Source organism: Nocardia paucivorans NBRC 100373 (assembly GCF_000308675.1).
In the GTDB taxonomy this organism is placed as follows: Bacteria; Actinomycetota; Actinomycetes; order Mycobacteriales; family Mycobacteriaceae; genus Nocardia; species Nocardia paucivorans.
Genome location: NZ_BAGE01000058.1, coordinates 136,259 through 155,928 on the forward strand (window position 1 = coordinate 136,259; position 19,670 = coordinate 155,928).

Below are 19,670 nucleotides of genomic sequence, written 5' to 3' on the forward strand. Positions count from 1 at the left end.
CTCCCTCTTCGGCGCGACGCTCGGCTGCGGTGTTGTCCGTGCGGTCGAGTCACGCCTGCGTGGTCACGCTGCGCTTCCTCCTTCGGCACCGACGCTCGGACACGGACAAATGTCTGTTTCCGCACTTACCCTAAGGCAGGCCGCTTCCATCCGGTACCAGGGGCGCGACCGCGTCGGTCGAGAGTGTCCGGAGGATGGGATGAATCCGGTGCCGCGCCGGGCCGGACGAACGATGAACCGGTACTGTGGGCCGGGTGATTGCGCTGGCAGCCTCCGACGCGGTGACGAGCAATCTGGCTCTGACCGAACTGCTCGACCCTATGCACCTGCTCACCGAGACCTGGCTTAAGAATGCCGTGCTTCCGGCCATTCTGGTGATCGTCTTCATCGAGACCGGTCTGTTGTTCCCCCTGCTCCCCGGTGACTCGCTGCTGTTCACCGGCGGTCTGCTGTCGGCCCAGCCGAATCCCCCGGTGTCGGCGTGGGTGCTGGTGCCCGCGGTCGCCGTCGTGGCGTTCGCCGGCGACCAGTGCGCCTACTGGATCGGCCGGTCGATCGGGCCGCGGCTGTTCCACAAGGAAGACACCCGCTTCTTCAAGAAGCACTACATCACCGAGACCCACGAGTTCTTCGAAAAGCACGGGCCGAAGGCCATCATCCTGGCCCGGTTCGTGCCGATCGCCCGCACCTTCATGCCGGTGCTGGCGGGGGTCTCGCAGATGAGCTACCGCCGCTATATCGCCTTCGACATCGTGGGTGCGGTGTTGTGGGGCGGTGGCGTGACCGTGCTCGGCTACTTCCTGGGCAATGTCGCGTTCATCCGCGATCATGTGGAAGGGATCTTCCTGCTCATCGTGTTCGTCTCGCTCCTGCCCGCGATCAGTGCCGTCGCGCGCAAACTGTTGCGGCGAGACGGCGCGAAGGGCCCCGACGCCGCATCCGATGTCAACCAGGATCTGATCACGACCGCCGAGCTGCCGATGGTGGGTGACGCGAGAGAACCGCTGCCCAATACTCGGCCGTTGCCGGCGGTGAACGCCGAGCAGCCCGGGATGACCACCAGTGAGACCTCTACCCGGTAGTGCTGGCATCGACGATATCCTCGCTCCACTGCATGGCAAGTTCCGAGATCCGGACCATGGGGAGTTTCGAACCACTGCTCTCCGCGGGGCCCGCACTGATCTGGACGGTAGTACTGACCTTCGTCTTCCTCGAGTGCGCGTTCATCATCGGGCTGTTCCTGCCCGGTGATTCGATGCTGCTCACCGCGGGAGTCGTGATGGCCTCACACAGCACCGGCGAAACCCAGGTTTGGCTGCTGTCGGTGGGGACCATGCTCGCGGCCATCGCGGGCAATCAGGTCGGCTATGCCGTGGGACAACGCACTGGTCACCGTCTGGCGGCCCGGCGTAACGGGCGCATTGTCAATACCCACAATCTGGCCCGGGTGAGCGAATTACTGCAACGGCACGGTTTCGTCGCCGTACTGATCTCCCGCTGGATTCCGTGGGTGCGGACCCTGTGCCCCATGGTGGCGGGTGCGGCCGATATGAACCATCGCCGGTACACCGTGGCCAGCGCCATCGGGGCGATCATCTGGGCACCGGTTCTCCTGCTGGTCGGGTACTACGCGGGCAACTTCATCCAGCGCGTGTCGTGGCTGATGCCGGTGGTGATGGGGCTGATGGTGCTCGGCCTGGTGGTCGGTACGGTGATCGGGATCCGGCGGTATCGGCAGGAGATGTCGCAACCGACCGAGGACTTCGATCTCGACTCGCCTCAACTGGCCGAACGCTGACGCTGGGCGGCGCGGATCACAACCCCGCCGCGTCGACCAGTTGGGCGGCCTCCATGAGCATCCACCCCGACAGCTGCACCGACAGATCGCGGGCCGGCGATCGTGAGGAGGTGACCGACCCGCCCGGGGACAGCTCGCCCGCTCCCGCACTCCCGGTGGGCAGTGTGGCCGGACGGGACCAGTCGTGGCCGAACAGCGGCTCGCCGTCCACCTCCAGGCGGTTCGCCCAGGCGGCGGCCGCCGATTCCAGGACGATCCGGGCCGCGATCCGTCGGTCGCCCACCCGATCGTGGCCGTCACCGGGAAGCATGAGCGCGACCTGCGCGAGATAGCGGATCAGGATTCCGTTGAACAAACCGCCGTCGCCACCGCCACCGCCACGCACCACACCGTCGACGGTCAGGTGCTCTTCCACGGCGTGGAGCAATCGGTGTACCCGGTCGGCGTGCCGGGGCTCCCCGGTACGCACCGCCAATTCGGTTTCCAGCCCCAGCACCACCCCCTGGCAGTAGCTGTAGATCGGGCGTTCGACCACACCGGAGGGCAGGTGGATACCGTCGAAGATCAGGCCGGTATCGGGATCGCGCAGCGTCTCATCGATCCAGTCGGCCATTTCGACGGCTCGTTCGCGGCGGCCGAGCCGGGCCAGGGCAATACCGGCGGGACCGTTGGCGGGCGCGTTGTAGAAGTCCGCACCGACGCGCCACGGGATACCACCGCCCTGGGCGGGGGCCCAGGCGTGGTACAGGGCGCGCTCCAACGGTCCCAGCCCGCCACGCGCCGCATCGGCCCCCTGGATGCGCAAGACGCGTTCCAGCGCCAGGGCCAGCCAGGCCATATCGTCGTAGTACCGATTGGTCCAACCCGTGAGGTTGCGAATGCGGTGGCCGCGGACGATGGCGGCGATACGCCGCCGCCGCGCCGGTGTCGGCACCCGGATCGCGGCGTCGACGGCGCAGTCGATCAGATGTGCCTGCCACCAGTAGTGCCAGGTCAGGAAGAATCGTTCGCGCCGGGTCGGCGGCCAACCCACCACCGCCAGCGCGGTGCCCGGCAGACCCCACAGGGCTCGCAGATGCCGGGACAGTACCGCGGCTTCGGCCATATCGGCGCGTTCGGACCATACCGCCGGGGTCTCGGCCGACGGTTTCGGCTGTCGCGACGTGGGATCGGACCGCGGTATGTCGAGGTCGTCGCTCCGCGAGGTCATAGGGTTATGGTGCCAGGAAAGTCCGGTTCCATGCCGCTCGATTGTTACGAACTCGACGCGGAATCGTTCGCTTGCCGGCCATCGTGTCCTCGGCCACGCGAAAAGGGAGCCAACCGGCCGGGGAGGTCACGAATAAATTGTCAATATGGGTTAACACAGGGCGCGCCCGTTGTGTCGCGGACCGGACCCCGTTCGACAACCGTTCACCACGCGGTGGTCAGATCGGCATGTTGGCGAATCCAGGTGTGCATGGCGATGCCTGCGGCCACCCCGGCATTGATACTGCGAGTGGACCCGAACTGGGCGATGGACACCGTGAGCACGGCCGCTTCCCGGGCGGCCGCCGTGACGCCCGGGCCCTCCTGGCCGAAGAGCAGCAGACAACTACGCGGCAGTCGAACGGTTTCCAAAGGGACCGAACCGGGGACATTGTCCACCGCGACCACCGTCAAATCGCGCGCCCGGGCGAAGTCGAGCAGGGCATCGATATCGGGATGGTGGACTATGTGCTGGTACCGATCGGTGACCATGGCGCCGCGACGGTTCCAGCGCCGTCGACCGACGATATGCACCGCGGCCGCGGCAAAGGCATTCGCCGTACGCACCACGGTGCCGATATTGGCGTCGTGACCGAAATTCTCGATGGCGACGTGGAAGGGATGTCGGCGTCGGTCGATATCCGCGACGATCGCCTCACGAGTCCAGTAGCGGTAGGCATCCACCACATTGCGGCGGTCGCCCTCGGCGAGCAGTACCGGGTCCAGGCGATCGTCGTCCGGGGGTTCGGTGCCGTATTCCTGCACCCACGGACCCACCCCATGGGGATGCTCCCCCCATTCGGTGGGTCCGGGCCCAGGTTCGACGGGGTCATCCGGTTCCGGCCGTTGTTCCGCGTCGGCGGGCGGTCCCGCCTCCGCCGGTACTGATCTGCTCACTCCGACGATGCTAAAACGTGTTCGGTGCCCAACCGGCGGCGGACGTCGCTCCCACCGGCCCGATTCACCAGCTGGGGTCGGCGCTGGGGGAATCCAAACTTCCCAGGGCAGGGAAGAGGAACACCAACCAGACGACCATAGCGATAACGGTCAGGATCAGGAAAAACGAGCCGATGATCCCGCAGACATACCCCACCATGGCCAAGTTACGGCCCCCGACCGTACCGCCGGATGAGTCGATCTCGCCGAGCACCCGCTTACCCATCACCCAGGCGAACGGCGCGACCACCTGACAGAACGCCATACCGAGCACACCGAGAATCAGGACGGTAGTGGCCTGCGGATGGTCGGGCGGCGGGCCATAGGGAAGATGACCGTACTGGGGCGGAGGGTAATTCATTCGACGATAGTAGGTCAGCGCGGCTCGGCCGCTCGATCCTTGCCGCGAACGTGCGCAGCCGGATCGGCGAGCAGGTACTGCGCCGCGCCGTAGGTGCCCAGAATGACGGCTTCGGCCACTCGGCGGGTCCGGGCGCCCCGAAGGAACAGTCGACGCATCACGATCAATCCATCCGAAACCGTGAACAGCAGCGAGCCCAACCCCACCCGACTTCGCGGATCGGCGCTCGGCAGATTCACCCCGGCGACCCGACGCGCCCCAGGAGCCAGATCCGGATCGCCGGCCAGCACACCTGCCGTTCCCAAGGCGGCGCCGTAAGCGGTGAGCGGCGCGGCGAGCGCGGGGGCCCGGGTCCGCAACAGCGCGCCCGCGCCGAGCCAGGCCAGCACCCGGGGAAGGGCGACCGCCGCCCGAGGCCGGCCACCATGCCGGGACCACAGCACGCCGTAGCCAACCTGCATCACCGCGAAGGACGACGCGCCCGCAACCAACCGACGATCGTTGTCCGGCTCGATCAGCAGCACATCACCAACGGTGGCGGCGCCGAGCGAACCCAGCAGCAGCGTCCGGTCGGTGGGCTCGAGCTCGCGGCCGGCGGTGGCGACATCGGCCGCCAGCAGCGGCATCATCAGCGGTTTGGACACCCACTGGATCCGGTTACGACCGGTGAGCGCCGCCAGTACGGTCACCGCGGTGGCCACCAGGAAACCGACACGGAACGGGCGCATATCAGAAACTCGGCTCGGCGGGGGCGGGCGGCAGCGTCACCACCTGCCCGGCGTAGCTCAGACCGGCGCCGAAACCGAGCAGCAACGCCAGCTGACCGCCCTTGGCCTTACCGGTGACCAGCATTTCTTCCATGGCCAACGGGATCGATGCGGCGGAAGTGTTGCCCGTGTTCTCGATATCGTTCGCCATCGGGATATCGTCGGCCAACCCGAGATTCTTCTTCATCAGCTCGTTGATCCGGGCATTGGCCTGATGCGGGATGAATACCTCGATCTCATCCTTGGAGACACCGGAAACCTCGAGGGTGCTCGACAGCGCCCGGGGCAGTGTGACCGCCGCCCACCGGAAGACCCGGGGACCTTCCATTCGCAGCGCCATCCGCCCCACCGGTTCCACCTCGGGATCGGTGCCCTGGAGTTCCTGGGCCCGGTGCATGTATTCGAGGAAGTCGATGTCCTGGGCGATGGCCTCGGCGTTCTCACCGTCGCTGCCCCACACCGTCGGAGAGATACCGTTCTCCTCGCTGGGGCCGACCACGACCGCACCCGCACCGTCGCCGAAGATCATGGCGGTGCCGCGGTCGGTGGGGTCGAGACCGATGGTCATGGTTTCGGCGCCGATCACCAGGACGTACTCGGCCGAGCCCGCGCGGATCAGATCGGCGGCCACACCGAGGCCGTAGCCGAAACCGCCGCACCCGGAGGTGAGATCGAAGGCCGGGATACCGTTCATCCCGAGGTCGGAGGCAATAATGGGCGCACCGTGCGGGGTCAGCTTGAGCCAGCTGGAGGTACACAGGAGCAGCATGCCGATCCGGGACCGGTCGATACCGCTGTTGGCCAGGGCCCGTTTCCCCGCGGCCGCCGCGATCGACCGCAGCGTCTCGTCGCCGCTGATCCAGCGCCGGTTACGGATACCGGTTCGCTCGTAGATCCATTCGGCGGTGGAATCCAGCACCTGGCACACCTCGTCGTTACTCACGACGCGCCGCGGCCGGTAGGCCCCGATACCGAGCATTGCGACGTTGTCATGCCCCTTTTTGCCGGCAATGCTCACCATGAGCCCACGACCCTTCACAAACCTGAAACAAACAGCCACCAGGCTACCGAGGACGAAAAACTCGACCAAACCTCAGCCCAGAGCCAAATCCTTCAACCCGAGGATAGAGCGGTATTCCAATCCTTCCGCCGCGATGACCTGGTCGGCGCCTGTTTCCCGGTCGACCACCGTCGCCACCCCGACCACCGTCGCGCCCGCGGCCCGCAACGCACGCACCGCCGTGAGCGGAGAGTTACCGGTGGTGGTGGTGTCCTCGACGACGAGCACCCGTCTACCCGCCACATCGGGCCCCTCGATCTGCCGCTGCATACCGTGCGTTTTGGCGGCTTTACGCACTACGAAGGCATCGATCGGACGTCCGGGCGCGTGCATCATGGCCAGTGCGACCGGATCGGCGCCCATGGTCAACCCGCCCACCGCGGCGAAGTCCCAGTCCGCGACCAGTTCGCGCAGCAGCCTTCCGATCAGCGGACCTGCCCGGTGATGCAGGGTCGCGCGACGCAGGTCGACGTAGTAGTCGGCCTCCTTACCGGACGAGAGAGTCACCTTGCCGTGTATCACGGCGAGTTCGCGCACCAGCGCGGCCAAGCTGTCCCGATCGGTTGCTGCCTGGTCGATCATCCGTGTCCTTTCAAGCATGAGCCCGCCTCGCTCGCGCCGGGGTTCCGACGAGCCGTCACCGCCCCTCACCAGCAGAATACGGTGTGCGGCGCAATGGGCACGGCTTGCCCCACGGGCGTCGAGTTCGGCGCTCGGTCGATATGGAAGCGCAGGTGGATCGGCCGCGCGGATAGGGCGGAACTACCTCGGCACCGGCCCCTGGTACGGCCGGAAACCGGGGTGGAAGGGGCCACCCGGCCGGCGCCGGTCCTCGTCTCGGGGACGCTCGGACGCGGTGGAGTCGTCGTCGGACGAACCCATACGGTCCGCGCCGGAGGCGGGACGGTCGCTCAACCGTGAGGAGGGTCGGTCCTCGGCGCGAATATCGGGAACCAGCGCCAGGTTGGGCCGACGAGGCTGCCCGGCATCACCCCGACCGTCACCGCCGACGGAATCGTCCTCACCGCGGAATCGCAGACTCGGAGTGGGCGGCGCGGGCCGCTTCTCCACGAGCCCCTGGTCCTCGTCGGAGTCGCGCTCCCGGGCGGGCAGGGGCTTGTCACCACGCCGCGGCGGGGGTGCATCCCGCTCGTCGTGCTCGGCGGAGCGGACGCGGGCCCGCGGATGCGGTCGAGGCGGCTCACGGTCGGCCGGCGGATCGGCGACGGGCGGCAGTACGTGCAGCAACCCGGACAGCCGCAGGACGATATCGATCCCGGTCTCCCAATCCTTGGCCGCACTACCGACCGGGAGCATGCCCAGCGTCCAGTTGCCCTCGCTCCAGAGCATCTGCACGGTATCGGGCAAGGATTCGATGAATGCGACCATCCGCTGGTCCACGGCGTGCCGCGCGATCTCCGGATTGGTGGCGAAGACGACCCGGTCGCCGATGGCGCCGAGCAGTTCCAGATCGGCGTCCTTGGGCGGGGATGCGGTCTTCAACCGCATATCCACGTCGATATCCGACCCGATCTGCCTGCGCACGGCGACCAGCGTCGCGGAATCCTCCAGATCCAGCAGGACGAACTTCTCGCCCTTGCGGATACCGGTCACCACGTCGACCGCCGTCAGATAGCCCAACTTGGCCAGCGCTCCACGCCGCCACGTCGAGGCCAGTGCCGGTTCCACCGACACGTAGGTGTATCCCTGGGCTTTCGCCCACACCTGGCGCGCATGACCGGTCCGCTGCCGCTGGCGCCGGTCGAAGTACAGCAGGACAATCGCACCCACCAGGGTGATTGCCGCCAGCCCGAACCACATTGCCGTCATCGTCGCCTAGCCTAACGGTGCAACCGGGCATCGGCCGTCATTAGCCCGCGCATGGCCGGAGCGAATACGGAGCCAAGGGTGGACGGGGCCCGTGTCATCGTTCCCCTCCGGGCACGGCGGTACTGATGATCACCTTCGCGGTGATCGAACCGTCAGGAGCCTTGTCCCCCTGGACGAGGATCAGATCCCCCTCGGGGAGGTCGGAAACAGCGGTGCCCGACAACGAGATCACCTGGGTGTCGGAGTCGGTGTGCACGACGACATCCGATCCGCCGAGCGAGCTGATGGTCAAGGTGACCCCGTCGTTGGCGGTGATGGTGCCCATCGTGGTGCCGGAGGGGACGGGCTCGTCCAGACCGGGCACACCCGGAAATCCCGGCGCGGTCGGTTGCCGCCCACCCGGGTCCAGCGGACCGGTCGGCACCCGACGGGTGGGTACGGTGCTGGTCCCCCGGCCGCTCGCCACCGTGGCGGAATCGTCGCCGCCGAACAGAAGACCGGCGGCCACCCCCGCCAGTCCGATCAGCACCACGGCCGCGAGCCCGAGCCCGATCCACATCCCGGTCCGGCGCCGGGGTGGTCGGGGCGGTTCTCCCTGCGGCTGCCCCGACCAGGCGCCGTCGGGGTAGCCGGTCGGGTACGACGGCTGCCCGTAAACGCCATAGGTGTCCCATCGGCCGTCGTAGGGCGGTAGCTCCCGGGTCGGGTTCGGCCCCTGCGCCCAGGCGTCGTAGGGGCCGTCGATGGGATAGGCGGTGGTCGGCGCCCCGTATGCCATCGTGGGGTCGTCGGTGTGCGACGGTTCGGCGTCCCATTTCCCCGGCCGACCCAGGTGTTCGGTCGGGGTCTCGTCCGGCCGGGCCCAGGGATCGTTCGGGTTGGTCATATCTCCCACAGTAGGTCGTCACCGGGCACGGAGTGCGGAACCCGGCCACTCCGTACCCGAGCGACGAGACCTCGGGAGAACTTCCCGGGTTCGGAATTCACTTTCCGACCTTCAGACTGTCCCCATCCGGGGTTACGGTGACCTTCACCGTGTCGCCATCGGTGATATTGCCCGCCAGCAACTCCTTGGCGAGCGTATCGCCGATGGACTGCTGGATAAGCCGACGCAGTGGACGGGCACCGTAAACGGGGTCGTACCCGCGCACCGCCAGCCAGAACCGGGCCGAAGAGCTGACATCCAACCGCAGTCGCCGCTGCGCCAACCGCTGCTGCAACTGCTCCAGCTGAATATCGACGATCTGTTCGAGCTGCTCCTCGTTGAGGGCGTGGAACATGACCACATCGTCGAGGCGGTTCAAAAACTCCGGTTTGAAGGCCGCCCGCACCGCATTCATCACGAACTCGTCGTCGCCACCCGCGCCCAGGTTCGACGTGAGGATGAGGATGGTGTTGCGGAAGTCGACCGTGCGACCCTGGCCGTCGGTGAGCCGACCCTCGTCGAGAACGGCGAGCAGGATGTCGAACACGTCCGGGTGCGCCTTCTCGATCTCGTCGAACAGCACCACCGTGTACGGCCTGCGCCGGACCGCCTCGGTGAGCTGACCACCCTGGTCGTAGCCGACATAGCCGGGCGGGGCGCCGACCAGCCGGGCCACCGAGTGCTTCTCGCTGTATTCGCTCATATCGATGCGCACCATGGCGCGCTCGTCGTCGAACAGGAAGTCCGCGAGCGCCTTGGCCAGCTCGGTCTTACCCACACCGGTGGGTCCGACGAACATGAACGATCCGGTCGGCCGGTTGGGGTCGGCGACCCCGGCACGCGCCCGACGCACCGCGTCCGATACCGCCTGCACGGCCGCGGTCTGCCCGACCACCCGGCGGCCGAGTTCGGTCTCCATCCGCAGCAATTTCTGCGTCTCGCCCTCCAACAGCCGGCCCACCGGGATACCGGTCCATGCGGAGATCACCTCGGCGATATCGTCGGGGCCGACCTCCTCCTTGAGCATCACCTCACCGTCGGAGGCCGCACCGGACGCCCGCTCTGCCTCGGCGAGCTGCTTCTCCAGCGCCGGGATACGGCCATAGCGCAGTTCGGCCGCTTTGCCCAGGTCGCCGTCGCGTTCGGCCCGCTCCGACTCGCCGCGCAGCGATTCCAGTTCCTCTTTGAGAACCCGAATCTGGTCGATGGCCTTCTTCTCGTTCTGCCAACGAGTCGTCAGCTGGTTCAGCTTCTCCCGGCTATCGGCCAGTTCGGCGCGCAGTTTCTCCAGCCGCTGTTTGGACCCCTCATCGGTTTCCTTGCTCAGCGCCACCTCTTCGATCTCGAGTCGACGCACCGCCCGCTCCACTTCATCGATCTCGACCGGGCGGGAGTCGATCTCCATCCGCAGTCGGGACGCGGCCTCGTCGACCAGGTCGATCGCTTTGTCCGGCAGGAACCGGGAGGTGATGTAGCGGTCGCTCAGACTCGCCGCGGCGACCAGGGCGGAGTCGGTGATGCGCACACCGTGGTGCACCTCGTAACGCTCCTTGATCCCGCGCAGGATGCCGATGGTGTCCTCCACCGACGGTTCGCCCACCAGCACCTGCTGGAAGCGGCGTTCCAGGGCCGCGTCCTTCTCGATGTGCTTGCGGTACTCCTCGAGGGTGGTGGCGCCGACCAGACGCAACTCGCCGCGGGCCAGCATCGGCTTGATCATATTGCCCGCGTCCATGGCGGATTCGCCGGTCGCGCCCGCGCCGACAATGGTGTGCAGCTCGTCGATGAACGTGATGATCTGGCCGGCACCGGATTTGATCTCCTCCAGTACGGCCTTGAGTCGCTCCTCGAATTCACCGCGGTACTTCGCGCCCGCAACCATGGCGCCCAGGTCGAGGGTGATCACGGTTTTGCCGCGCAGCGATTCGGGGACGTCGCCGGCGACGATGCGCTGGGCCAGGCCCTCCACGATGGCGGTCTTACCGACACCGGGCTCGCCGATCAGCACCGGGTTGTTCTTGGTGCGCCGGCTGAGCACCTGCACCACCCGACGGATCTCGGTATCGCGTCCGATCACCGGATCCAGTTTCCCGGCGCGCGCGGCGGCGGTGAGGTCGGTGGAGTACTTTTCCAACGCCTGGTAGGTGCCTTCCGGGTCCGGATTGGTGACCCGGGCACTACCGCGCACCACGGTGAACGCCTCCCGCAGCGTCGTGGCCGTGGCGCCGTGCCGGGCGAGCAGCTTGGCCACGTCCGTATCGCCGTCGGCCAGTCCGACCATGACGTGCTCGGTCGAGACGTACGCGTCACCGAGCTCGGTGGCCAGTCGCTGCGCCGCGGTGATCGCGGCGAGCGCTTCCCGTCCCAGCTGCGGGGCGGTGGTGGCGCCGGTGGCCCGGGGCAGCCGGTCGATGAGCTCTTGCGCCTCCCGCCGGACAACGGTGGGGTCGGTGCCGACGGCCTTCAGCAACGGACCGGCGATACCTTCGGTCTGGTCCAGTAATGCCACCAGTAGATGTTCCGGGCGGATCTCCGGGTTACCCGCGGTCGAGGCGGCCTGCAGAGCGGCGGTGAGCGCCGCCTGGGTTTTGGTGGTGGGATTGAAAGAGTCCACGGAGCACCTTCCTGCTAGTCGATGTCGGGTCGGCACGGTGGCGGCTGTGCGACCGAGCGCACGAGGTGGCTCGTGCCGTTCTCATCTGTCCAACGTTCGAAAGGTTGAGTCTGTTCCACTCAAGTTTGCCATTTCGGTCCGCATATCGGGCATCGCGGTCCCGAACGAACGCCATCTCCGCTACGGTGGCCGGACCCGATCACACCAACCGGTCGCCGCCTATACCCTCAATGAGGCCGATCCAAACCCAACACCTGCACATATCACGATTTTCGGCAATACTTATCAGCGGAGGACGACCGGTAACGGATACGCCCTTCGGGCAGATTCGAGGGAAAGGAAGCTCCACGCCGTGGATGCGCGTTCGGCAGCGCTGGTCCGCGCCAATTTCCAGTCGGTACTCGATGCACCGAATGGACCCGAGCGGTTGGTCAGTGCGTTTTATGGCTACCTGTTCGCCGAGCATCCCTACCTGCGGGAGCTGTTCCCACCCGCCATGGATATGCAGCCCAAGCGGGTGGTCACCGCCATCCAGTACATGCTCGACCACCTCGAGGACTGGGAGCGGGCGCAGAAATTCCTCGAACAACTGGCCCGTGACCACCGCAAATTCGGGGTCGAGGCCGCGCACTACGATATGGCCGGCCGGGCGCTCTACGCCGCCTTCCAGACCTACAACGGCTCCGACTGGACCAGTGAACTCGCCGAGGGCTGGCGCGATATCTGCCTGCTGATCTCCGCCGCCATGGCCATCGGCGCCAATTCCGACGACTCCCCGCCCTATTGGGAGGCGACCGTGGTCGGGCATCGGCACGTGCTGGAGGATCTGGCCATCGTCCGCCTGCAATCCGACGAACCGATCCCCTACCTGGCCGGTCAGTACGTACCGGTCAGCGTGCCCCAGCGGCCGAAGATGTGGCGATACCTCTCCCCGGCCATCCCCTCCAATCCATACGGGGAGATCGAATTCCATGTGCGCAAGATCCGCGGCGGGTGGGTGAGCCCGGCCATCGTCAACGAGACCAAGGTCGGTGACCGCTGGTTGATCGGCGGCCCCCTCGGCGGACTGCAGGTGGACCACGAAAGCGGACGCGATGTGCTGATGATCGGATCGGGCACCGGAATCGCCCCGCTGCGTGCGCAACTCATCGAGATGGGGCGACGCGGTATCAACCCCCGGGTGCATTTCTTCATCGGGGGTGTCTACCCCTGCGACCTGTACGACGTGGAGAACATGTGGCAGCTCTCGCAGAGCAACCCTTGGCTCACCGTTGTCCCGGTCTGCGAGCACAAGACCAACCCGTGGTGGTATCCGCATCCGACCACCGATGCTCCCTACGGCATGCACCGCCGGCTGGTCGGTAATCTCGGTGCGGTCGTGGCCAGTTTCGGCGCCTGGGCGGACCGGCAGATCCAGATCGCCGGTTCGCCGAAGATGATCGCCGATACCCGGCGTGCCCTCCTCGCGGTCGGCACCCCGGAATCGATCATCAGCTCCGATCCGGTCTGACACCGGACCGAAAACCACGGCCGCCCTGGGAATCCGACCCTGTGAGAGAGGTATGAGCATCGACCCGCACACCTTCGGCGACGGAGCGCCACCACAGGAATGGACCTCCACCGTCGTGGGACACCACCGGTTGCGACACGATCTCGCGGTGATCCGCCTGATCGGTGAATTCGTCCCCTTCGTGGCGGGACAGTCCGTCGAGGTTCGGGTGCCGCAGTTCCCGGAGCTGCGCCGCCGGTTCTCCCCCGCACTTCCACCCTCGTTGGACGGGAAATTGGAATTTCACGTGCGAACGGTGCCGGGCGGCTGGTGCAGCGGCGCCATTGTCGCCGATACCGCCCCGGGGGACGAGTGGATCATCAGCGCGCCGGCCGGCATGTTCAACATTGATCCCGCGGGTGACGAAGTGGTGATGGTCGCGGGCGGAACCGGTCTGGCGCCAATGCGTTCGCAGATCCTGGAACTGGCCCGTCACGAATCCCCGCCGAAGACATATCTGTTCGTCGGCGGCTCCTCACCGCGGGATCTGTACGCCGGCGATATGCTCACCCTCCTGGCCGCCGAATTGCCCTGGCTCACCGTGGTTCCAGTGGTGGAGCACCTCGAGGACCCCGATTGGACCGACGAGTGGTATGAACTCTCCCGAGTGGATATCGGCTTCGAACCCGATGATCTGCTCCAGGGCACCCTGGCCGAAGTGGTCGGCTCCTACGGCGCGTTCGACCGGCATCAGGTCCTGGTCTGCGGCTCCCCGGCCATGACCCGGGCCACCGTCGAACGACTGCTCGACACCGGCACCCCACCCGAACGCATCCAGTTCGAAGGCGGCTGAGCGCCGGCCCGCGGCGCGGCTAACCTCGCCGATGCCTCGGCTGCCACACCACGAGCGCGGTACTGCGCTGGGGCACCGGTGCGAGATCGGCGCGGTAGGCCGTCGCCTGCACCCTCTCCAACTCGGCGGTCAGCTCGGCCACCCGTCGCTGTAGCTCCTCCACCTGATTGGTGAGCTCGATGATGCGCTTGATCCCGGCCAGATTGACGCCCTCGTCCTGGGACAGCCGCTGCACCTCGCGCAGCAGCTCCACATCCCGCGTCGAGTAACGGCGGCCCCCACCCGAAGTGCGTTGCGGCGTAACCAGTCCCAACCGGTCATAGGTGCGCAGGGTCTGCGCGTGCATACCGGCGAGCTGCGCCGCCACCGAGATCATGAAGTACTCGGTGCGCGACGCACCGCCGGACGCCTGCTTCGGATCGTTGGACATTACGCACCTGCCCATCCTGCTCGTGGATCGAAGCCACTGGCCTTCTCGGCCTCCTGATAGGCACGTAGTGCCTCGATGGCCTTCTCGTCCAGTTTCTGTGGCACGGCGACCTTCACGGTGACGAGCAGATCACCGGCCCCACCCCCACGTTTGGGTACCCCACGCCCGCGCACCCGCAGGGTGCGACCATCCGCGGTCCCCGGAGGCACCTTCACTCCGACCCGGCCCTGCAACGTCGGCACCGATACGGTCGTACCGAGCACCAACTCACTGTAACTGACCGGCAAGACCAAGGTCAGGTCGTCGCCGACCCGACCGAAAACCTTGTCCTGGCCGACGTGCACGGTGACATAGAGGTCGCCCGAGGGCGCGCCCCGCAGACCGGCCTCGCCCTGGCCGGCCAACCGGATCCGTTGCCCATCTGCGACTCCGGGCGGAATCCGGACGGTAATGGTGCGGGTGCGGTTCTGGGTACCGCTGCCGTGGCAGTCCACGCACGGAGTGTCGATGATCGACCCGGTGCCACGGCACTCGTCGCACGGTTCGCTGAAACCGAACGCGCCCTGGTTCCGGCTCACCACGCCGGCGCCGTTGCATATAGGGCAGATCCGGGGGCTGGTCCCCGGTTTGGCGCCGCTACCGTGACAGGTGGTGCACGGCGACGGGCTGGTCAGACGCAGCGGTACCGTCGCGCCCTGGGCGGCCTCCCGGAAACCGAGCGTGGTCTCGGTTTCCACATCGGCCCCGCGCCGAGGACGAGGTGCCGTCCGGGTCGAACCACGGTTGAACAGGCCGCCGAACAGGTCGCCGAGGCCACCGTCGCCACCCGTCGCGCCGAAGATATCGCCGAGATCGAACCCGGCCGAGAATCCACCGCCCGCACCGGGGGAGAATCCTCCGCGACCGTACCCGCCGGATGCGAACAGCCGGCGGGTCTCGTCGTACTCCTTGCGCTTGACCGGATCGGACAGCACGGCATGCGCCTCGCTGACGGCCTTGAACCGTTCCTCGGCCTTGGGGTCACCCGGATTGGCATCCGGGTGCAGATCACGGGCGAGCTTGCGGTACGCCTTCTTGATCTCGTCCGTCGAGGCGCTGGAGGAAACGCCCAGCTCCTTGTAGAAGTCCTTCTCGATCCACTCCCGTTGGCTCACCGGGCATCTCCTCCTTTCGCCGTATCCGATATTCGAAGCCCACCGGCTCCTCCGGAGGCCATCGGGCTAACTGCCGTCCGTGCCGCTACCGGTATCCGAGGTCCCCGAGGCCTTGGCATCCGCCGTGGAATCCGCCTCGGAATCACTCGCCGCGTCCACCTGCTCGGCGGACGCTTCCGCGGCGCTCGCCGCGTCGGAAGTGTCGGTTTCCCCGGCATTGTCCGACGGACCGTCGGTCACCCCGACCAGCGCGTGCCGCAATACCCGATCGCCGAGACGGTAGCCCTTGCGCATGACGACACCGATCACCGATTCGTGACCGGAGCCCTCGTGCTGCACCGCCTCGTGCAAGGTGGGATCGAACGGCTCACCCTCGACACCGAACTCCTCCAACCCCTGCTTGCGCAGGGCGGCGATGAGTTTGTCGGCCACCGAACGCAGGGGACCGGATTCCAGGTCGCCGTGCGCCCGAGCGCGGTCGAGATCGTCGAGAACACCGAGCAGTTCGGTGACCACGGCGGCCTTGGCGGTATCGATCGCGGTTTTGCGATCGCGTTCCACCCGGCGCCGATAGTTGGCGTATTCCGCGGTCAACCGCTGCAGATCGGCGGTGCGCTCGGCCAGTTCCGCGGCCGGATCGCCGGGGGCGGTACCGGTTTCGGCCTCCCCGGCACTTCCCGGCGCGGCACCGTTCTCGGCCGCAGCGGCCGGCGCCGATCCCTCGACCGCGGTGCCGTCGGCCCCGGACGAGGCGGCACCGTTGTCCGCCGCGTCGGGCTGCCGGACCTCACCCGTCTCGGGATCGACCTTGCGCTTGTCCACGAAGCTGATCGGCTCTTCGGGCCGTTCCGGATTGCCGGTATTCGCGCTAGTCACTTCTTCTCCGTGTCGACCGGTTCGTCCACAACTTCGGCGTCGACCACCTGGTCGTCACCGGCGGTCGCGCTCGTTCCGTTGCCGGAGGCCGCAGCCTCCGCCGCGGAGGCCTCGTAGATCGCCTGGCCCAAGGCCTGCGATTCGGTGGCCAGTTTCTCCATGGCCGACTTCACCGCGGCGATATCGGTGCCCTCGAGCGCCTTCTTGGCGTCGGCAATGGCCGCCTCGACCTTGGACTTGACGTCCGCCGGCACCTTGTCCTCGTTCTCCTTGATGAACTTCTCGGTCTGGTGCACCAGCGATTCGGCCTGGTTGCGGGTCTCCGCCGCCTCGCGCCGGGCCTTGTCCTCGGCCGCGTGCTGCTCGGCATCCTTGATCATCCGCTCGATCTCTTCCTTGGACAGGCCGGAGCCGTCCTGGATCTTGATCGTGTTCTCCTTGCCGGTGCCCTTGTCCTTCGCGGTCACGTGGACGATGCCGTTGGCGTCGATATCGAAGGTGACCTCGATCTGCGGCACACCACGCGGAGCCGGCGGGATACCGGTCAGCTCGAACGAACCGAGCAGCTTGTTGTGCGCGGCGATTTCCCGCTCACCCTGGAAGACCTGGATCTGCACCGACGGCTGGTTGTCGTCGGCGGTGGTGAAGGTCTCCGAACGCTTGGTGGGAATGGTGGTGTTGCGTTCGATGAGCTTGGTCATCACACCACCCTTGGTCTCGATGCCCAGCGACAGCGGGGTCACATCGAGCAGCAGGACGTCCTTGACCTCACCCTTGAGCACACCGGCCTGCAGGGCGGCGCCGACGGCGACGACCTCGTCCGGGTTGACGCCCTTGTTCGGCTCCTTGCCGCCGGTCAGCTCGCGCACCAGGTCGGTCACCGCGGGCATACGGGTCGAACCACCGACCAGCACCACGTGGTCGATATCGGAGACCTTGATGCCGGCGTCCTTGACGACCTGTTGGAACGGCGCGCGGGTGCGGTCGAGCAGATCCGAGGTGATCCGCTGGAATTCGGCGCGCGACAGCTGCTCGTCGAGGAACAGCGGGTTCTTGTCCGCGTCGACGGTGATGTAGGGCAGGTTGATCGAGGTGCTCTGCGAGGAGCTCAACTCGATCTTGGCCTTCTCGGCCGCCTCACGCAGCCGCTGCATCGCCATCTTGTCCTTGGTGAGGTCGATGCCGGTGTTGCTCTTGAACTTCTCCACCAGCCAGTCCACGATGCGCTGGTCCCAGTCGTCACCACCGAGGTGGTTGTCACCGGAGGTGGCGCGAACCTCGACGACACCCTCGCCGATTTCCAGCAGCGAAACGTCGAAGGTACCGCCACCGAGGTCGAAGACCAGGATGGTCTGTTCCTTGTCGCCCTTGTCCAAACCGTAGGCCAGGGCGGCCGCGGTCGGCTCGTTGACGATGCGCAGCACGTTCAGGCCGGCGATCTGACCGGCTTCCTTGGTGGCCTGACGCTGGGCGTCCTCGAAGTAGGCGGGCACCGTGATGACCGCGTCGGTGATCTCCTCACCGAGATAGGCCTCGGCGTCGCGCTTCAGCTTCATCAGCGTGCGCGCGCTGATCTCCTGCGGGGTGTACTTCTTACCGTCGATTTCCACCGTCCAGTCGGTGCCGATGTGGCGCTTGACCGAGCGAATGGTGCGGTCGACGTTGGTGACCGCCTGGTTCTTGGCCGGCTGGCCGACCAGTACCTCACCGTTCTTGGCGAACGCGACAATTGAGGGAGTGGTACGCGATCCCTCGGAGTTGGCGACGACGACCGGCTCACCACCTTCGAGAACGGCGACGACCGAGTTCGTGGTCCCGAGGTCGATTCCGACCGCACGAGCCATTGGGGGTTCCTCCTCGTTTCGACTGCTTGTGTGATGTCAGGGCCGATGGGCCCGCTGCGCGCCGGGGCGCCGGACCAGGCCCCTGGACACTGCACGGAGCACGGTCCCAGCAACACTGAGCGTGGTCGACTCAATCCTGCATGCACCTCCGAAGGGAGTCAAGTCAAACTTGAGTCAACTTCGCTCAATGTTGTCGATCGACTCAACCGACGGCAAGGGCGATCTATTCCCGCCACCGATCCGATTTCCGATCTTCCGTCCCACCGGTAACACCACCTGCACAACCGCCGAAAGAACCGGTAATCGGTCTCCGACCGAGAGCATGTCGGAACGGGTGGCGGAAGCGCGGCCGAGGCCCATACGTGGCTCTGCCCCGGAGGCCCCACGGACCCAGCACAGTCTCGAACGGGGTTTACCAGATGCCACGAACACAGCACACGACACCACCGCGAACACCGCACACCACGCGCCGGAACCCCCACCCCCCGGCGTCGCATTCGGCTCCCTGGCCGGAGCCCGCGATATCTTCCTGGAACTGGACTCGCCCACCCCCCGCCCTTTCGTATACCTGATTCGCGGACGCTCGGGCACCGGAAAAACCGCTCTGCTCAACGCCGTCCGCCTCCGACTCGCCGACCGCGGTATCCGAACCCTCGACCGCCCGGAGGCACCGGCCGAACAACAGGTTCTCATCGTCGACGATGCTCATCTGCTGTCACCGCCCCACCTGGATCGATTGTGTGCGGCGACCGAAGAGCGCGGCCTCTCGATGATCGCCGCGACCCAGCCCCGACCGCACCATCCCGGTCTGCGCGAACTGACCGCGGCCGTGCACCGGCATGGTCGAGTCGTGGAACTACGACCCCTGGGCCCATCCGGTATGACACCGTTCGCCCGGGAGCTCGGCCTGCCGGTCCCGACCCGGGTGGCCGATCGGATCCACCGCCGAACCGGCGGTATCCGCGGCGGTGTGGTCGTCGCTCTGCTGGCGGCCTGCGCGGCCCGGCGCGACGAAATGGACAGCGCCGTCGATGCGGCGCTGTCCGACTGGATACACACCCAATTGACGGCGCTGGACCCGGCATTGTCGGATACCCTCGCCGTGGCCGCCGCCGGCGCCGGTTTCGACCCTGATGAACTGGGCGGAATACTCGGCCTCGAAGCCCACGCCGCCCAAGATCTCATCGACCGGGCCCGCGCCACCGCCCTGGTGACCGACGCCGACCTACTGCTCGCCGACGCCATCACCCCGCTCCGAGAAACGCTCGGCGAACAACGATTTCACGCCATCCTGCACCGCCTGTGCACCGCCCGGCTCGCGGCGGGGCGGCTGAGTGCGCATACCGCCTTGACGCTGGCCGAATTCGGGGTACGGGACAGTCGGCTCGCCGAACTTCTCGCCACTACCGCCGAACGCGCGGGCACCGAGGCGGCCCGCTATGCCGCGGCCGCCGTCGCCGGGGGCGCCGACCCCGGCCTCCTCGC

Annotated in this window: 17 protein-coding genes; 4 read left to right on the forward strand and 13 right to left on the reverse strand. The window is 66.9% G+C overall.

Annotated elements, in window-relative coordinates; all coding sequences use genetic code 11:
• Window positions 1-320 precede the first annotated feature (320 nt).
• Both ON32_RS22220 and ON32_RS22225 read left to right on the forward strand, forming a co-directional pair.
• Window positions 321-1,082, forward strand: coding sequence for a DedA family protein (locus tag ON32_RS22220; RefSeq protein WP_083874716.1), 762 nt, complete (start codon window positions 321-323; stop codon window positions 1,080-1,082).
• A gap of 32 nt (window positions 1,083-1,114) precedes the next feature.
• Entirely contained in the window at window positions 1,115-1,798 is a 684-nt protein-coding gene (locus ON32_RS22225) for a DedA family protein (protein WP_245551224.1), read from the forward strand.
• Window positions 1,799-1,814: 16 nt separating this feature from the next.
• On the opposite strand, the gene ON32_RS22230 is transcribed toward ON32_RS22225, so the two are convergent.
• From ON32_RS22230 to clpB, 9 genes are all read right to left on the reverse strand, one after another.
• On the reverse strand, window positions 1,815-2,903 hold the full coding sequence (locus ON32_RS22230; RefSeq protein ID WP_040792981.1) for a glycoside hydrolase family 76 protein: 1,089 nt from the start codon (window positions 2,901-2,903) through the stop codon (window positions 1,815-1,817).
• 308 nt (window positions 2,904-3,211) lie between these two features.
• Window positions 3,212-3,823 (reverse strand): TrmH family RNA methyltransferase, encoded by a 612-nt coding sequence (locus ON32_RS22235; RefSeq protein ID WP_051133562.1) that lies wholly within the window; start codon window positions 3,821-3,823, stop codon window positions 3,212-3,214.
• Between the two features lie 184 nt (window positions 3,824-4,007).
• Window positions 4,008-4,343: a DUF4190 domain-containing protein gene (locus ON32_RS22240; protein ID WP_040792912.1), complete on the reverse strand. Its 336-nt coding sequence runs from the start codon at window positions 4,341-4,343 to the stop codon at window positions 4,008-4,010.
• 14 nt (window positions 4,344-4,357) lie between these two features.
• On the reverse strand, window positions 4,358-5,071 hold the full coding sequence (locus ON32_RS22245) for a lysoplasmalogenase family protein (protein ID WP_040792913.1): 714 nt from the start codon (window positions 5,069-5,071) through the stop codon (window positions 4,358-4,360).
• 1 nt (window position 5,072) lies between these two features.
• The gene (locus ON32_RS22250; RefSeq protein WP_040792982.1) at window positions 5,073-6,131 is read right to left on the reverse strand and encodes a beta-ketoacyl-ACP synthase 3; all 1,059 of its coding nucleotides are present in this window, start codon (window positions 6,129-6,131) and stop codon (window positions 5,073-5,075) included.
• 72 nt (window positions 6,132-6,203) lie between these two features.
• Window positions 6,204-6,752: an orotate phosphoribosyltransferase gene (pyrE, locus tag ON32_RS22255; RefSeq protein WP_040792914.1), complete on the reverse strand. Its 549-nt coding sequence runs from the start codon at window positions 6,750-6,752 to the stop codon at window positions 6,204-6,206.
• A 180-nt stretch (window positions 6,753-6,932) separates the two neighbouring features.
• Window positions 6,933-8,000 (reverse strand): TtfA family protein, encoded by a 1,068-nt coding sequence (locus ON32_RS22260; protein WP_306307666.1) that lies wholly within the window; start codon window positions 7,998-8,000, stop codon window positions 6,933-6,935.
• A 94-nt stretch (window positions 8,001-8,094) separates the two neighbouring features.
• Window positions 8,095-8,886, reverse strand: coding sequence for a DUF5666 domain-containing protein (locus ON32_RS22265; RefSeq protein WP_040792916.1), 792 nt, complete (start codon window positions 8,884-8,886; stop codon window positions 8,095-8,097).
• A gap of 97 nt (window positions 8,887-8,983) precedes the next feature.
• Window positions 8,984-11,539, reverse strand: a complete 2,556-nt coding sequence (gene clpB / locus ON32_RS22270) for an ATP-dependent chaperone ClpB (RefSeq protein WP_040792917.1) — start codon at window positions 11,537-11,539, stop codon at window positions 8,984-8,986.
• Window positions 11,540-11,891: 352 nt separating this feature from the next.
• Between clpB and ON32_RS22275 the strand changes: the two genes are divergently transcribed.
• Both ON32_RS22275 and ON32_RS22280 read left to right on the forward strand, forming a co-directional pair.
• The gene (locus tag ON32_RS22275; RefSeq protein WP_040792918.1) at window positions 11,892-13,049 is read left to right on the forward strand and encodes a globin domain-containing protein; all 1,158 of its coding nucleotides are present in this window, start codon (window positions 11,892-11,894) and stop codon (window positions 13,047-13,049) included.
• 52 nt (window positions 13,050-13,101) lie between these two features.
• Window positions 13,102-13,881, forward strand: coding sequence for an FAD-binding oxidoreductase (locus ON32_RS22280; protein WP_040792919.1), 780 nt, complete (start codon window positions 13,102-13,104; stop codon window positions 13,879-13,881).
• 19 nt (window positions 13,882-13,900) lie between these two features.
• On the opposite strand, the gene ON32_RS22285 is transcribed toward ON32_RS22280, so the two are convergent.
• The 4 genes from ON32_RS22285 to dnaK form a co-directional block, all read right to left on the reverse strand.
• Window positions 13,901-14,311, reverse strand: coding sequence for a heat shock protein transcriptional repressor HspR (locus ON32_RS22285; protein WP_051133563.1), 411 nt, complete (start codon window positions 14,309-14,311; stop codon window positions 13,901-13,903).
• A complete protein-coding gene (gene dnaJ, locus ON32_RS22290) occupies window positions 14,311-15,465 on the reverse strand; it encodes a molecular chaperone DnaJ (protein WP_040792921.1) in 1,155 nt (384 codons plus the stop codon). Before dnaJ ends, ON32_RS22285 begins: the two co-directional genes overlap by 1 nt.
• A gap of 66 nt (window positions 15,466-15,531) precedes the next feature.
• Window positions 15,532-16,341, reverse strand: coding sequence for a nucleotide exchange factor GrpE (gene grpE / locus ON32_RS22295; RefSeq protein ID WP_051133564.1), 810 nt, complete (start codon window positions 16,339-16,341; stop codon window positions 15,532-15,534).
• Window positions 16,338-18,185: a molecular chaperone DnaK gene (gene dnaK, locus ON32_RS22300; RefSeq protein ID WP_040792922.1), complete on the reverse strand. Its 1,848-nt coding sequence runs from the start codon at window positions 18,183-18,185 to the stop codon at window positions 16,338-16,340. Before dnaK ends, grpE begins: the two co-directional genes overlap by 4 nt.
• Window positions 18,186-19,670 lie beyond the last annotated feature (1,485 nt).